We start from the raw sequence: 15,723 nt of genomic DNA on the forward strand, positions 1-15,723 counted from the left end.
TTTTATGAAAATTGAACATATTGCTATGTATGTACAAGATTTAGAAAGCTGCAGACAATTTTATAGTCAATTCTTTAATGCGAAGTCAAATCGACAATACCATAATCCCAAAACGGGATTAAGAACCTATTTTCTCACGTTTGAGGGTGGCGCGAGATTGGAGATTATGAGCAGACCGGATATGGTAGAAGGAGTTCATGATCTCTTGCGGACGGGCTTAACTCATTTAGCTTTCAGCTTAGGCAGTAAGGAACAAGTCGATCTGCTAACCAAGCAATTGGCAGAAGCGGGATTTAGAACGTTAAGTGGACCACGGACCACAGGTGACGGATATTATGAAAGCAGTATTTTAGGGCCAGAAAACATTCAAATTGAACTTACTGTCTAAAAACTAAAAGAGGTGAACAATTTGACAGAAGAAGAACGAATATTCAAAGGGATATTATACAATCCAGGTAACACAGAACTAAAGCGTAAAAAGCTTCTCGCCCACAATTTGAGTAGTCAATATAGCCGAACATTTGAGGATCAGACAGAGGAGCGGGAAGCGATATTGTCACAGTTACTTGACAGCATAGGGGAGCATTCTTTTATCCAGGGACCCATTTTTTTTCATTATGGTGTTCATACAAAAATTGGTGATCACTTTTTTGGAAACTATAACCTTACAGTCCAGGATGATGCACAGGTTACGATAGGTGATCATGTGAGCTTTGGACCTAATGTAACAATCGTTACGCCTATTCACCCATTCGTTGCCTCCGAGCGTAGACAAATGCTTGATCAAAATGGTGATGCTGCGTCTTTATGTTATGCTAAGCCTGTTAGCATTGGTAACGATGTTTGGCTCTCAGCAAATGTAACGGTATGTGGAGGTGTTACGATTGGTGATCGATGCGTAATAGGTGCAGGTAGTGTCGTGACTCAGGACATCCCAGAAAATTCTTTTGCTGCAGGTGTGCCGTGTAAAGTAATCCGTAAAATAACCAATCAGGATAGCATGCGCCATAAACCGGAAATACTTTCAGATTGCGATTTAATCGAGTAGAAATGTAACATCCCAAAACCATAAACCAGATTTTATTATGCGAAAATCAGTAATACTCAGAAAGTCCCCTCAAGTTAAGTGAAAAATATGCTGGTCCTTTAGACTATTTGTAACAGGTCATGTGACAGGTTATAATTTAATTGGTATGACTAAGTAATCGTTGCTTAACGACTAATAAAGGGGATTTCAGATGTACAGAACAGTTCAAGATTTTCTAGGAGAATGGACAAGCGCTTCTGCAGGGACAATTCGCGTTCTTGAATCACTTACCGATGACAAATTAGATCAGGTAATTGTTGAAGGTCACAATTCATTAGGATGGTTAGGTTGGCACTTGGCAACCTGTCCAATGTTTTTTGGTGGTCAGGTAGGGTTAACACTTACTCCAGTAGGCAATCCGAAGGAAGTTCCGGCTCATGCGGCTGTGATTGTTGACGCTTATAAGAATATCGCGGCTAATATTGCTTCTGAGGTTGAGAAATTAACGGACGAGCAAATGGTTGAGAGTGTACAGACCTTTGCTGGATTAATGCCTCGTGGTGCAATGCTTAGATCGCTTATAGATCACCAGACACATCATCGTGGTCAAATGACTGTTCTCTTACGTCAAGCAGGTCTTCGTGTACCTGGCGTAATTGGTCCTACTAGAGAAGAACAAGCTCAAATGAAATAGTTACTTGTGTTTACGATAAAAATCTCGTTTCCTAGACATTTGTCTTGGAAACGAGATTTTTTGTTGTCGGACGGAGTGTCACTATTATTGCTAAAGAATGCTGTTGCTTTTTGGAGGGGCCGGCGATCACTATCAGCCTGCTTCAATTTGTTGCATATATTCTCTGGGTGAAATCCCCGTCACTTTCTTGAAGACCTTACTGAAATAGAAGGCACTTTCATAACCGAGTTTTTGGGAAATTTCGTAAATACGACCTTCACCGCGCATCATCATTTCCTTGGCCACAGTGATTTTAGTTTCCGTGATATATTCTACATAATTGACCTTAGCGACTTTGGAGAACAGATGGCTTAAATAGTTTGGACTGAAATTGAAGACATCTGCTACTTGATTCAGTGAAAGCTTAGTGCCGAGATTTCTTTTGATGTATTCCTGGACATTTTTGACGATTTGTTCTTTATAGCTTTGTCTTCGAGTAGAGAGAATTTCCGAGCAGCCATCACGGAACTGAATCAACCAGCCGGCGATCTCTTCAATCGTATGCATCTGATAGATGGCCCGGTATCCTTCCGGCTCATTTTCGAAGATATGCTCTACAATGTTTTCTCCATCCGCAAGAAGCGAAGTGGCCATATACAGAATATTGCAGGCAGCATCGGTGGCGGGCACCAGTAAGTCAGGTCGGTCTTCGAAGATTTCAATCATTTTGGAGATGATGGTGTATAAAGCAAGGGTATCTAGTTCTTCAAAAGCACGGCGGATCTCCGAACGAGATTCAGAGAAATCAAACAACGGATGTTCCTGCTCTAGAGGTTCATTCTCATCGAAGAAAACAAAAGACCGTTCTTGCACGGCAACTGGCAATGCCTTTCGAGCTGCTAGGTAGCTCTCCCGCATTAAATAAGGGTCCTCGACGGCAAACCCTATGGCACCAATAATCGTTACATTGAAATAGTTATGTAATACGGATGCCATGTCGGTAAGTTGCTTCTCAATGTCAGACATCCAGTGACGGGGATCGACTTCGGGGACAGGTAGAGCAACGGCGAAATTACGTAAGTCAAGACTGGTTACATAACAGGGTTGTATAGAAGTAAGCGTGTCCTTTGCCATTTGCACAGTGCTTGAGCATAAGGCAACCAGCTTATCTCCACGGGGAGGAACAGTGTCTGGGCCCAGAATGCGGCAAGTACAGACTAGGTAGGCGGGCTCGGAAAACTCTAACGCCAAATCCTCTTTCTGCAGGAGATACTGGTTCTTATTCTCGAACAGGTTATTGAACAGACGAATGAAGAATTTATCACGCTGCGCCTGAAGGTTGCCACGGTGAACAAGCTTTGGGTAGCTTTCCATCGTCTGGTAACTCTCTAGAAAGGAAATAGCCTTTCGGATGGATTCGGCCAGTGCTTCCGGAGTGAGTTCCAGCTTTACTAGATAATCCGTGGCCTGCACCTCTATAGCTGCGCGTGCGTATTGAAATTCTTCATAACTAGTCAACATAATGAATAGCGGAAGTCGACCATATTTTTGGCGAATCGAAGCGGCAACCTCTAAACCGCTCTTAATTGGCATTTTGATATCGCTGATTACGATGTCCGGGCGGAGAGTGTCAATCATCTCTTCTTCTTGAGCACCGTTGTGCGCGATACCGACAATCTCTATATTATATTGCTCCCATTTCAGCATAGACTGCAAGCCGATACAGACAAGAGCTTCGTCGTCGGCAATTAATAATTTAATCAATTTGACCACATCCTTGCTAGATTTGCCATTCTACTCTTTTTGTATAAATGGTAGAAGGATTTTCATTAGAGTATACTGGCCCATTTCACTCTCAATCGAAAGACCGTAATTCTCCCCAAAGGCTAGCCGTAAACGCTCATTTACACTATGGAGTCCAACGTTCTCGAAAACTCCCCTAGTTCCATCCTCCGAATCACACAGAATGGTGGAGATTTGTTCTTCCTTTATGCCTACACCGTTGTCTTCAATCGTGACCAGGATATCGGCAAAGCCGCTTTTTTTCACCGTGATGAGAATATCTCCTCTACCTTTGGGCTCGATGCCATGGAAGATAGCATTCTCAACCAGAGGTTGTAACGTGAAACGGGGAATCAGGCCGGAGAGCAGTTCCTCATCTTCAATTTCCTTCACCATCGAGACTGTACTGCCATACCGGTATTTCTGAATCAGAAAATAGTCATCGAGCAGGCTTAACTCATCTTTCAGTGGCATTAGTCTCCGGTTGTCTTTGGCGATGCTCCGCAGCAGTCTGGAGAGTGAAGTAGTCATTTCTGCAATGCCGGTAGCATTCTGAATCGTAGCCATCCATTTGATCGAATTCAGTGTGTTGTACAAGAAGTGGGGATTGATCTGACTTTGCAGCATCCTGTACTCTAGCTCCTGTTTCTGCTTCTCGTCAGCGAGCCGGCTATCCATGAGCGCAACAATGTCCTGTGAAAGGCGGTTGATACCCCGACCAACATCACCTAGTTCACTGTTCCATTCGATATTGCGGTCCAGCAAGAAGTTGCCCTGGGCAATCTTATCAATTCGCTTCTTTAATTTCTCTACCGGGAGACTGATGTTACGGGTTAAGTACAAAGTAATAATGCCGCTTAAGACGATGACTAGTAAACAAACGCCAAGCATTACCAGAATCCATATATTTGCTTTGGGGGCGAATTGATCATTGGATAAGGTCTGCGACAGAATCACTCCACTACGAACGGGATAAGAGACCACAATTTGGCTTTCTTCATCCTCCAGCTTGATCATGGACAGCTCGGTTTGTGGACCGACAGGCTTATCATCGGTATAGGCCACAGGTTCATAAGGCGTAGTCATTGCAGTTACTTTATCGCCAATGAGCTGATAATGATGATTGCCGAGCGTCAACAGCATTCGGGAGTTCTTAGGCAGGGAATACCCCTTCAACTTGTCGGTAATTAAGGAAGTATTGGCGAGTAAGTAGACCGTTCCAATCCGAGCAGCCCCATCTCCGTAAATAGGTAGAACAAAAGGAATTCCGTTCGTGGTGGAGAGCGGGTCCTTAATTACTTGTTCCCACTGCTCCACAGCATCTTTATTTAGTCCGGGAATTTGACCGATATTGTGTACAGTAAGTGGAATTGAAGTGCTGACGGAATTATCCACCTGCAGGAACTTTCCGTTGTTACCCGTAACAATCAAGCGGCGGACATAGCTATTGGAGCGATTGATCCGAAAGTCCTCCTGCATGGAGTTAAATACATTAACAGCATCCTTGGCGCTTGCCTTCGGAGATACAAAATAATCAGTGAGTAATGTATTGGTGGACGAGTTGGTGCTATTGGTCATCGCTAATGAGGAGAGATTAATCAAATCTTGTTCAATAATATGGGAAACTAGCTGCAGGTTGAACTCAGTCGCCTGGATGGTTGTTTTACGCTGATAATAGGTAATCAATTCATAGCTGAAAAAGGATAGCAGAGCGGCGATTAGTAGCGCAAAGAGGGTCATGATCAGAATAATGCGGCTCTTAATGGTTGATTTTCTTACCGTATTGAACACTCCTCTACAAAATGCAGGAAAATATAAAGCGGTTTCAAAAATATCTTTCAATTAATGCATGTTCAAAGTTAATCTTCTATTTATAATATGCTTAACTAGTTTACCGATATCCATATTAACACCATAGCATATTCCTGTGATTCCATACAGTGGAAGGCAGAGGAGCTGAGAAATTTACATGTTTTAAATAGGATTTTACAGGTTTGAAGCGAGGAGGAAGAGAAGAACAAAGAAAAGTGAATGAACTGAGTTTGAAAATACATGCCATTCTAGATGGGAAAGTCTTAAACTTTGAAATAGATCGGATGAACCGATCAGTGTAAACAATCAGAAGGAAAAGGGGATTTTTATATGAAATTGAAAAGATTCTATGGCATGACTTTTGCCACAATACTCTCCCTAAGTGCGCTAGCCGGATGTTCCGGTAATAACAACAACGAAGGCAGTGCTGCAACAGCTGCTCCAGAAACGAGCAATACTGCAAACGCTTCCGCTGAACCGAAACAGGATCCTGTGACCTTGAAATGGGCATTGTGGGATTGGGAAGCCACAGCATACTATCAGCCGTTGATCGATGCCTATAAAGCTGAGCATCCGAATGTAACGATCGAATATGTCGATCTTGGTTCTACTGACTATATGACAATGCTAAGTACACAGTTGTCCGGTGGTGCAGATCTGGATGTTCTTACGATTAAGGATATTCCTGGATACTCAAACCTCGTGAAACAAAATCACTTGGAGCCGCTCAAGGGATTCATGGGAGACAAAAACATTGATCCATCCGTCTATGGCGGTACTGTAGAACAGATTGAAGTGAACGATGAAGTGTATGCGCTTCCTTTCCGGAGTGATTTCTGGGTTGTCTACTATAATAAGGACTTGTTTGATAAAGCGGGAGTGGAGTATCCAAGTAATGATATGACATTCGACCAATATGATGAACTTGCTAGAAAAATGACCTCCGGCAGCGGTTCTGAAAAAGTATACGGAGCCCATTATCATACTTGGCGGAGCGCGGTTCAATTGTTCGGTATTCTTGATGGTAAGAACAACGTTGTCGGTGGAAACTATGATTTCCTGAAGCCAACCTATGAACGGATCTTGAAAGAACAGGAAGACGGTATCGTTATGGATTACGCCACACTAAAGACTTCAAGCACGCATTATTCCGGTGTGTTCTACAACAATTCCGTTGCGATGATGAACATGGGCAGCTGGTTTATAGCGACTCAAATTGAAAAGGTGAAGAGCGGCGAGTCTCAATCAACCAACTGGGGAATTGTGAAATATCCTCACCCGGATGGTGTGGAAGCCGGTACAACACTGGGTACAATTACTTCCCTGGCTGTAAATCAGAAATCCAAAAATAAAGAAGCGGCACTTGATTTCATGAACTTTGTGACTGGTGAAGAAGGTGCTACGGTCATTGCTTCCACCGGAACCATTCCAGCGATTAAGAACGATGAAGTTATCAGTTCTATTACATCCATTGACGGTTTCCCTACGGATGAGAACAGCAAAGCGGCACTGACTACGGTTCAGACTTATTTGGAAATGCCAATGCATGAAAAGAGTGCGGACATTGAAGTAATTCTAAACGAAGCCCACGATAACATTATGACCAAAAACGCTTCGATCGACGAAGGTTTGAAGGATATGAATACGCGCGTACAGCAGCTCTTGAACAATTAACCTGAAGAGAGTTGGTGAATTCTAAGGGCGGGTGAAAGCCCGCCTTTTATAGAAAGGTTTGGAGGAGAAAGAATGCAGAACGAAACCATATTGGATACAAAAAAAATCCCTAAACGTCATTTGTCAAAAGGTGTCCGGGAAAACCTGGTAGCGTACAGCTTCATTGCGCCGAACTTTATCGGATTTGCCGTGTTTACACTAGTACCCATGTTTTTCGCCTTTATCCTAGCTTTTGTGAAATGGGATGGGGCCAATCCAATGAAATATATCGGATTGGACAATTTCACCCGGCTTATTAAAGATACAACATTTCATAAAGCATTATGGAATACCATTGTTTACACTATTGGGGTAGTACCGTTCACCATGATTGTTGCGCTGGCGCTGGCGATATTGCTTAATCAGAAGATCATGGCCCGCAATTTTATGAGAACCGTATTCTTTTTCCCATATGTGGCATCCTTGGTAGCCGTTGCTGCCGTATGGAACTTTATCTTCAGCCCTACGATGGGGCCGATCAACAATATTTTGCATACCCTTACCGGTATCCCACTGGAGGATCTTCCCCGCTGGGCGGCGGATAAACACTGGGCGATGTTCACAGTAATACTGTTCACTGTGTGGAAAAACATGGGTTATTACATGGTCATTTACTTGGCAGGTCTACAGGGGATCAACCCTGAGTTGTATGAGGCTGCTGAACTTGATGGTGCTAACGCCTGGAGAAGATTCCGCAATGTGACGGTCCCTCAACTGGCGCCTACATCCTTCTTTGTGCTGATGATTCTAGTCATCAATTCGTTCAAAGTCTACGATATTTTTATCAACCTATTTGCCGGCGCTGATAACCAGTTGAACGATTCTACAAGGGTTATGGTTTATCAAATCTACAATACGGCGTTCCGTTCGCTTGATTACGGATATGCCAGCGCCATGGCCATTGTATTGTTTCTGCTGGTACTTGGCATCACCATCGTCCAGTTCCGCGGCGAGAAGAAATACGGACAATAGGAGGATTCAAAAGATATGGTGGGTACAAATAAAGGAATTAGAATCGGCACGATGGTGCTAGTGTATATTTTGTTGTTTGCTACGGTGCTCTGTATGCTTGTTCCATATATATGGATGTTGTCTTCTTCGCTCAAGCTGAACAAGGATGTGTTCTCATTCCCGATGCAATGGATTCCAGCGAATCCGCGCTGGGGAAATTTCGTGGATATTTGGACCCGTATTCCACTGGACCGCTTCATTTATAACACGGCGAAATTATCAATTATCGTAACGATTTTGCAGCTATTGACTTCAAGTTTTGCTGCGTATGCATTCTCCAAACTGCAATTCAGAGGGAAAAATGTTTTATTCCTTGGATATATTGCTACGATTGCGATACCTTGGCAGGCATATATGGTGCCGCAATTTATCTTGATGCGTTACATGGGACTTAACAATACTCATCTGGCAATCATTCTATTGCAGGCATTCTCGGCTTTCGGAGTATTTCTGATGCGCCAGTTCTATCAAGGTGTCCCAGATGAATTATGTGAGGCGGCCCGAATCGATGGCTTGAGCGAATATGGGATTTGGGCGAGAATTATGCTGCCACTATCCAAGCCGGCTTTGTCCACCTTGACGATTTTTACCTTTGTTGCCACTTGGAATGACTTCTTGGGGCCGATGATTTATTTGACGGATACGAAACTCAAGACCATTCAAATTGGACTACGAATGTTCATTTCGCAATATTCTGCCGAGTACGGTCTGATAATGGCTGCAAGTGTGGTTTCCATTATTCCGGTTGTGATTGTTTTCTTGGCACTTCAGAAGTACTTCGTTCAAGGCGTCGCAGCATCTGGTATTAAAGGCTAGACAGGTTTGAACCTGGCAGTTGCAGTTTTCGCATGCTGCCAGTTTTTTTTTAGCTTATCAATGAAATGAATGCGCTTTCTTTGTTTGCTGGGCGATAAAGTCAAATCAAGCATGAAACATGCCGAGAGACCATTTATAGCAAAAGGAGGATTAAAGAATGAGCAGAAAAAACTCCGTTCGAAAAAAGCTATTCTCAATGATGATGACCACTGCGCTTGTAGTTGGAATGTTTCCGGCACTCCATATGCCGTCTGTGTCTGCGGCTACGGTGGATACTATCTTCGCAGCCGCCTATATGGGGGCGAAGACATCTGCTGACACTACTTTGCCTGCTAGCATTGACATTGGAGGCCAGGCTGCGACTGTGAAATGGAATATAGGTGAAGATACCTTTGCCGTTCCTTATGACACAGTGACAGTCACGGGTACAGCGAATGGTGGGCCGGTTGTTGCCAATGTAGAAGTTATTCCACCTTCAAGGAATCCATTGGTTTACTTTGTGGATAGCGGCAGGGGGGGCGATTCCGTAGGTAATGGTCCTACTTCTTCGCCACTGTACGAAGCAGTCAATACGCTGTCCGGTAGCGCGTTGCTCAACCAGTCACCAGATCAGAAATATATCAGCGGAACGACTGCCTGGGGATTTGATGATTCCATAAACAAGGTGAAGAACTCTAAAGACGGAGGACTTACCGATCCTGCAACTGATCCATCCATATGGACAGTCGGACTTCGTGCCGACCCTACTAGCAATCATATTGTATATAAATTAATGGCTCCAGAAGCTGGAACCTATACACTCAGTAGTGGTTTCCATGATTGGTATGGCAGCCGCACTCGAGTAATACAGCCTCAGATCGAATATAAGGATACAAATGGGGCAACAAAGACGATCTCGTTTGCACAATTCAATACTAATGTGACTCCGCTTATTTCCGGCGAATTCACTATTCCCGGTGATATCGACGCTAATAGCCCCATGACATTGACCTATGCCTATGTTTCCGGTGAGAAACCAATTTTGAGCTGGTTCGCCGTTGCCAAGGGTGGGATTCAAAAAGAGATCGAAGATGCTCGGCAGAACGCAGCTTCCATGGTCAAGGTTCTACTCGACGGCAACGATATTAAAGCGGACAATGTCAACGGCCTAACGTTCAAGGGATTTGGCGTACTAAGTGCCAACAGCACCAGTGCCCTGTTGATGGATTATAAGGCTGAGCATCCGGAAGCTTACGCAGAAATGTTGCGGATTCTGTTCGGTGGAGAGCATCCCATTATGACGCATGTGAAAATCGAGATGGGCAATGACCGTAACAACTCTACCGGCCCGGACCCGGCTACTATGCGTACGGCCGATGAAGAAGCCAATATCACTCGGCATCCCGGATTCCAGCTTGCGGCTGACGCCAAGGCTACGAATCCGGATCTCAAGGTCAGCATCCTGCGATGGAGTGCTCCGGCCTGGGCAAGCAACAACGATAAAATCTATACCTGGTATAAAGATACAATTCTTGCTGCTTACCGTGAGTATGGCTATATGGTCGACTACGTCAATCCCCATATCAACGAGCATACGCCGGATTTGACCTGGACCAAACAGTACGCTGAGCGTGTTAAAACAGATAACGAAGGTTTTGCAAGCCCAGTAGAGCAAGCGCTCTATAACCAGATCAAAGTTGTGATCTCTGATGAAGTAGGGATTGGTTCATTTGGCGGCAGTATGGTAAGCGACGCTTCTCTAAGGGATGCGGCTCCAATCGCCGGATATCACTATAACACTGACGACGACAGCGCAGGCAATTTCAAAAAGCTCGCAGAACAATATGATATTGAAGTATGGAACAGTGAGGCGCAGTCCACCTTCAGTAACTCTGCCTTCCGTCCCAACAATAATGTGAAGGACCCTACAGTGGAAGGAACCGGCATCGGCGGTGTTGGCAGTCCACTGGAGATGAGCAATACGATTATTAAAGGATTCGTCAATTCCCGCCGGACGCACTTTATTTATCAGCCGGCCATCGGCTCCTTCTACGAAGGTGGACAATATTCGTTTAAGGAACTACTTAGCGCACGTGATCCGTGGTCGGGATGGATTCATTATGATGCAGGTCTTGTTGCTCTGCAGCATTACAGCTGGTTCGCCAATGTGGGCTGGGAGAACGAGGATAATACGGCAGGGATTTGGAGAGCAGTTCCTAAGGCTAGCTCCACGGGTGCGACAGGCACTAACCCTGTTAGCGGTCGCAACGGTTCTCCTAGCTATATGACGCTTGCTTCACCTGACAGAAGCGATTTTTCAACCGTTATCGTGAACGATAGCGAATATGCCAAAACCTATAAGCTTCAGACGGTAAATATGAACTTTGTGGGTAATCCCTCATTGGAAGTATGGGAGACTCGTGCGGCAGACGCGGGCGAAGCTTTCAACAGCAATTATATGAAATATCTCGGGGATGTCGCTGTTGATGGCAGTGGGGTTTATACCATTCATGTCAAACCATATTCGACATTGACTGTGACCACTCTGAAGAACAAGGACAATGAGGCGTATCAAACACCGTTACCTGTAGAAGGCGACCGCATCGTGCTTGATACCGACGCCACAGGGAGGATTCAAAATACAGCGGACAATATCCTGTATGCCGATGATTTTGACTACTCCAATCAATCCGTTGTGAAGATCGGGGCAGGTGGGCAGAATGCTGGCACCCAAAGTTATATTGAATCTCGCGGCGGCTCTAAAAGTGTGATACCGCGCTATACGCATGACCGCAACGGTGCATTCGAAGCGTATCTTCCGGACGGTTCTGACAACTATGTTCTGCGCCAACAGCTGGATACGGAAATTATGGGGCTGGGTGGCACTTGGAACGGTGGAGATCCCGTAACAGCTATAGGTGATAACCGGTGGACAAATTACAAGGCCAGTGTAGATGTTTCGTTCGAGACGAACAGTACGCAGGGCGGAGCCAATTATGCTGCGATTGGCGCACGGTATCAAGGAGGCGGCATCTCTCACACTATAAACGGCACACCTTATGTACTGAAGTTCTGGTTTGACGGAGGTTGGCAGCTGCTGGTCAATAATAGCGCAGTAGCGAGTGGCAATGTAGTGAGCGGTTCCGGTGGAGTAAAGCTGGATGGATTTAACACCGCACATGATGCCTGGCATAACATTGCCATTCAGGTTGCAGGCGATAAAGTGACTGCCTATTTGGACGATGTGAAACTGGCTTCTTATACTGATCCGAACCCTGAATTGTCTGGTCGGGTAGATTTAGCCAGTGGATATTATCATGTTCGTTTCGATAATCTGAAGGTCGAGACGATTGACGGCTATACGCCATACTATTCCGAATTACTGGATAATCTTGAAATGTATGATTTGGCTGCTACACCAAACCCTAAATTAAAATACGGCGGTTTGTGGAGTCATCAAAACGGGGCTGGTATGTATATTTATCAGCGTTCCCTATCTACCAGTCAAGGTGCAGCTGCTACGATGGAATATTCTTTTGAAGGCACCGGGTTAGATATTCTGGGACCGAATAATGGATCGGCTAAGTTAGAAGTGACTGTTGATGATGAAATTGTCACACTGTCAGCCGATACGATGGCCTCTAAAGAACTCTACCAAACGTACACGCTTCGCGGACTTAAATATGGACAGCATAACGTTCAGATAAAGGTATTAAGCGGTACTTTGGTTGTGGACGCGGTGGCCGTTGTTTCCGGTGAAGTAAAAGGTGCAGCGGACACAGCTGCTCTTCAATCAGCGGTAATAGCGGCGAAAGAAGTTACCAAACTGGATGAATATTCGGATAGAGACTGGCAGCTTTTTGCAGCTGCACAGAACACCGCCCAAGAAGCACTAGACAATGCTGCTGATTTCAGACTGGATCAGGAAGGAGCTGTGCAACTCGCGGGACGTCTGATCTCTGCCCAGAACCAATTGACAACAGGGGATATACGGGAGCTTGCTGCTCCTCAGGATATTGCCACTTATGTCGGGAAACTGCCGAATCTTCCAGATAAGTTGGAGGCTACCCGAGAAGATGGATCCAAATTGCAGGTGTCTGTGAAGTGGAATTTAGACGCGGTCAGCTTCAACACACCCTATGAAAGAGTAGCTGTAACCGGCACTTATGGCAATCTAAAAACCACTGCTAATGTGGAAGTAGTGCCAGAAGGTCTCGTGTACTTTTTGGATGTCGGTGTTTCGGCGGATGTCGTCACACCACCCTATACGGTGATCAAGAATTTCGTGGGCGACAGCCTTCTGAATAGCACCGCGGATCAACTATCAACAGGCGCTGTGTGGGGTCATATCAATACAGGGGCAAATTATAATCTCAAAGGGCTTGGCGGTGCCGTGGTTATCACGGATAAAACTCAGACAGGTGTCTACAGCTCGAATACAAAGAATACACCTCTGATCTACACCCTCCCTCTGAGCGCAGGAAAGTACACGATTACATCGTTCCATCGGGACTGGTGGAATATGAGCAACCGTACGATGGATATCACGCTTAGCTACACTGATGCTGAAGGGAAGACAGTGAACGAAACGGTCAAGACCGGTGTACTCGCAGGTCCTAATGGCGTCACGATCACTCATAACTTTACGCTGCCGGTGAGCGGCGTCGTGAAATATTCGATAAACAATACGAACAGTCAGGCATCTGTGATCAGTTACTTAGCAGTGGCGAAGGACAGGTTCAGCATTGTCAATGAGCAGGCTGTAAACGAGGCTAAAAGTATTATAGAAGGTGCTGCATATAGCGTGCAGAAGGAAACAGCTAATAGCGAAGACGAAGTCCGGACCTGGCTGCTCCAAACGATGAACGGTTTAATCGGGTTCAGTGATACGGGGGTTACGATGGGTGATATCACCCTATCTTCATTCCAGGAAGCTACTGATGACACAGCCGGCAGCTTCAGCTTCACAGTATTACTGAACAAGGGCGAGGCGAAGGCAGAAGCTGCGGCCAGCGGAACGATTAAGCTACCGGAGCCAGATATGAAGCAGCCGGAGATTACCTTGATAGGTGAAGCCATAGTCAATCTGCAGATCGGTTCTGAATATACGGATGCCGGAGCCACTGCGTATGACGACCAAGACGGTGATATCACAGACCGCATCAATACAACGGTCAGCAGTGAAGTGTATGGTCTGACTGAGTTAGATACAGCGCAAGCGGATATCTACACCTTCCATTACAATGTCAGCGATGCCGCAGGCAACACGGCTGCGGAAGTCACCCGAAAAGTAATCGTATCGGAAGATCCAGATGTACTGAAGCCGGTCATTACACTGCTTGGTGAACCATCTGTTCAACTGGACAATGGCGCAAGCTATACAGATGCCGGAGCCACCGCAATGGATAACCGCGATGGCGATATTACAGAACGTATTGTGGCGACGCTTACGAAGGATGGGAATCATACGGAGACGCTAGATACCTCATTAGCAGGCACTTACATTTATCATTATAATGTGAGCGATTCCGCGGGCAATACGGCTGTTGAAGTTATAAGAATAGTTACAGTGGGAGAAGCACAGCAACCGCCGACTTCAACACCAACGGTAGAACCAACACCGACAGTTGAACCCACAGCAAATCCTACACCAACACCTGTACCTGAAGTAACCTCAGGGCCGGTGTCGACCACAGCACCGACGGTATCGCCAACACCAACACCGCTGCCGCAGACCACGCGGATTCTTAACAGTGACGATTTCACGGCTCCGGTTGGAGGGGGAATAACAGTTCAGCTCACAGAAGCTACTGATTCCGTACTGCTTCCTGTGGGAGTGTCAAATATCATCGGAGTGAACACGCTGCGTCTCGTATGGAATACATTTGCTATCCAACTGACCCCAGAAGCGCTAAAGAGTATCCAGGAGAAAGCTGCAGGAGGTCAAGTGGATGGAGCACGAATCAAACTCTCGGCCGTGAAGGCATCCAGAGTTGCCGTGGAACAGCTTATGAATAACCCAGCTGTCAACGGCTCGGTTCAGTTATCTGCTGCATGTGATGTAATTAACTTCAGTTTGGAAGTTATTAGTACGAATGGCACTGCCGTACCGGTAGCCCGTTTTGACAAGCCACTGACGCTTACCTTCATAGTAGATTCAGATTCCAATCCTAATTTGCTCGGCATCTACAATATAGCCAGGAACGGAGCTCTTGAATTTATGGGCGGAACGCTAGCTGATGGAAAATGGAGTACGGAAATACAGCATTTCAGCCAGTTTGCAGTCCTGGAATATGACAAGACATTCTTGGATGTCAGTACGGATAGCTGGGCTAGCGATGTTATTAAGATAATGGCGGCTAAACATATTATCCAAGGTATTTCCGATACTGAATTTAATCCGCAGGGGAAAGTGACAAGAGCACAATTCGCGACCATGATTGCAAGAGCACTAGGCTTAGAGGCGGGAAGTCATTCAACGTTTGTTGATGTGGACTCCAGTGCTTGGTATGCCGAATCCATTGCAGCCGTAAGCGAAGCGGGTATTGTGCTCGGACGTAGTTCGGATTCATTCGCACCGGACCGCAGCATTACCCGCGAGGAAATGGCCGTAATGATCGTTAGAGCTTATGAATATTTACAAGGCAGCAAGGTAAATGAAGTTTCCGCAAGCTCGTTCAGTGATTATTTCCTGATTCATGTCTGGGCACAGAAATCAGCAAGTTTCGCTGAGCAGGCAGGGCTGATAAAAGGACGAGGCAATATGCAATTCGCACCGCAAGAGATGATGACCCGTGCCGAAAGTGCGCAAGTCATCGCCAATCTGCTGGGATATTTGTAAGCCGCACTTCCATGAACCTGGCAGCTGCATTTAGCGGGTGCCAGGTTTTTTTATAAGTTCAAAGAAGGG

The 15,723-nt window shown here is 45.6% G+C and carries 9 protein-coding genes; 7 read left to right on the forward strand and 2 right to left on the reverse strand.

The features are described 5' to 3' along the window. The first annotated feature begins 4 nt into the window (after positions 1 to 4). The 3 genes from PAENI_RS01455 to PAENI_RS01465 all read left to right on the forward strand — a co-directional run bounded on the left by PAENI_RS01455 (position 5) and on the right by PAENI_RS01465 (position 1,721). Entirely contained in the window at positions 5 to 388 is a 384-nt protein-coding gene (locus tag PAENI_RS01455; protein ID WP_042186963.1) for a VOC family protein, read from the forward strand. Between the two features lie 12 nt (positions 389 to 400). Then, complete coding sequence (locus PAENI_RS01460; protein ID WP_262495470.1) at positions 401 to 1,048, forward strand: sugar O-acetyltransferase; 648 nt, start codon at positions 401 to 403, stop codon at positions 1,046 to 1,048. A gap of 190 nt (positions 1,049 to 1,238) precedes the next feature. Next, complete coding sequence (locus tag PAENI_RS01465) at positions 1,239 to 1,721, forward strand: DinB family protein (protein WP_149644009.1); 483 nt, start codon at positions 1,239 to 1,241, stop codon at positions 1,719 to 1,721. 132 nt (positions 1,722 to 1,853) lie between these two features. Here the strand turns inward: PAENI_RS01465 and PAENI_RS01470 are convergent, their stop codons facing one another. Next, positions 1,854 to 3,464: a response regulator gene (locus tag PAENI_RS01470; protein ID WP_149644010.1), complete on the reverse strand. Its 1,611-nt coding sequence runs from the start codon at positions 3,462 to 3,464 to the stop codon at positions 1,854 to 1,856. A 30-nt stretch (positions 3,465 to 3,494) separates the two neighbouring features. Next, positions 3,495 to 5,273: a sensor histidine kinase gene (locus tag PAENI_RS01475; protein WP_262495471.1), complete on the reverse strand. Its 1,779-nt coding sequence runs from the start codon at positions 5,271 to 5,273 to the stop codon at positions 3,495 to 3,497. A gap of 351 nt (positions 5,274 to 5,624) precedes the next feature. Between PAENI_RS01475 and PAENI_RS01480 the strand changes: the two genes are divergently transcribed. From PAENI_RS01480 to PAENI_RS01495, 4 genes are all read left to right on the forward strand, one after another. Next, complete coding sequence (locus PAENI_RS01480) at positions 5,625 to 6,968, forward strand: ABC transporter substrate-binding protein (protein WP_149644011.1); 1,344 nt, start codon at positions 5,625 to 5,627, stop codon at positions 6,966 to 6,968. A 72-nt stretch (positions 6,969 to 7,040) separates the two neighbouring features. Next, entirely contained in the window at positions 7,041 to 7,979 is a 939-nt protein-coding gene (locus tag PAENI_RS01485; protein ID WP_076283100.1) for a carbohydrate ABC transporter permease, read from the forward strand. A 15-nt stretch (positions 7,980 to 7,994) separates the two neighbouring features. Further along, on the forward strand, positions 7,995 to 8,834 hold the full coding sequence (locus tag PAENI_RS01490) for a carbohydrate ABC transporter permease (protein WP_081392974.1): 840 nt from the start codon (positions 7,995 to 7,997) through the stop codon (positions 8,832 to 8,834). 157 nt (positions 8,835 to 8,991) lie between these two features. Further along, entirely contained in the window at positions 8,992 to 15,654 is a 6,663-nt protein-coding gene (locus PAENI_RS01495) for an S-layer homology domain-containing protein (RefSeq protein WP_149644012.1), read from the forward strand. Positions 15,655 to 15,723: the final 69 nt, after the last annotated feature.

The sequence above is a fragment of the Paenibacillus sp. B2(2019) genome (genome assembly GCF_008370385.1).
GTDB lineage: Bacteria > Bacillota > Bacilli > Paenibacillales > Paenibacillaceae > Paenibacillus_AQ.

What these genes read in the sequence shown, in the direction of transcription:
- PAENI_RS01455 (WP_042186963.1), top strand. Translation starts at nt 5, where the DNA reads ATGAAAATTGAACATATTGCTATGTATGTACAAGATTTAGAAAGCTGC.
- PAENI_RS01465 (WP_149644009.1), top strand. Translation starts at nt 1,239, where the DNA reads ATGTACAGAACAGTTCAAGATTTTCTAGGAGAATGGACAAGCGCTTCT.
- PAENI_RS01480 (WP_149644011.1), top strand. Translation starts at nt 5,625, where the DNA reads ATGAAATTGAAAAGATTCTATGGCATGACTTTTGCCACAATACTCTCC.
- PAENI_RS01485 (WP_076283100.1), top strand. Translation starts at nt 7,041, where the DNA reads ATGCAGAACGAAACCATATTGGATACAAAAAAAATCCCTAAACGTCAT.
- PAENI_RS01490 (WP_081392974.1), top strand. Translation starts at nt 7,995, where the DNA reads ATGGTGGGTACAAATAAAGGAATTAGAATCGGCACGATGGTGCTAGTG.
- PAENI_RS01495 (WP_149644012.1), top strand. Translation starts at nt 8,992, where the DNA reads ATGAGCAGAAAAAACTCCGTTCGAAAAAAGCTATTCTCAATGATGATG.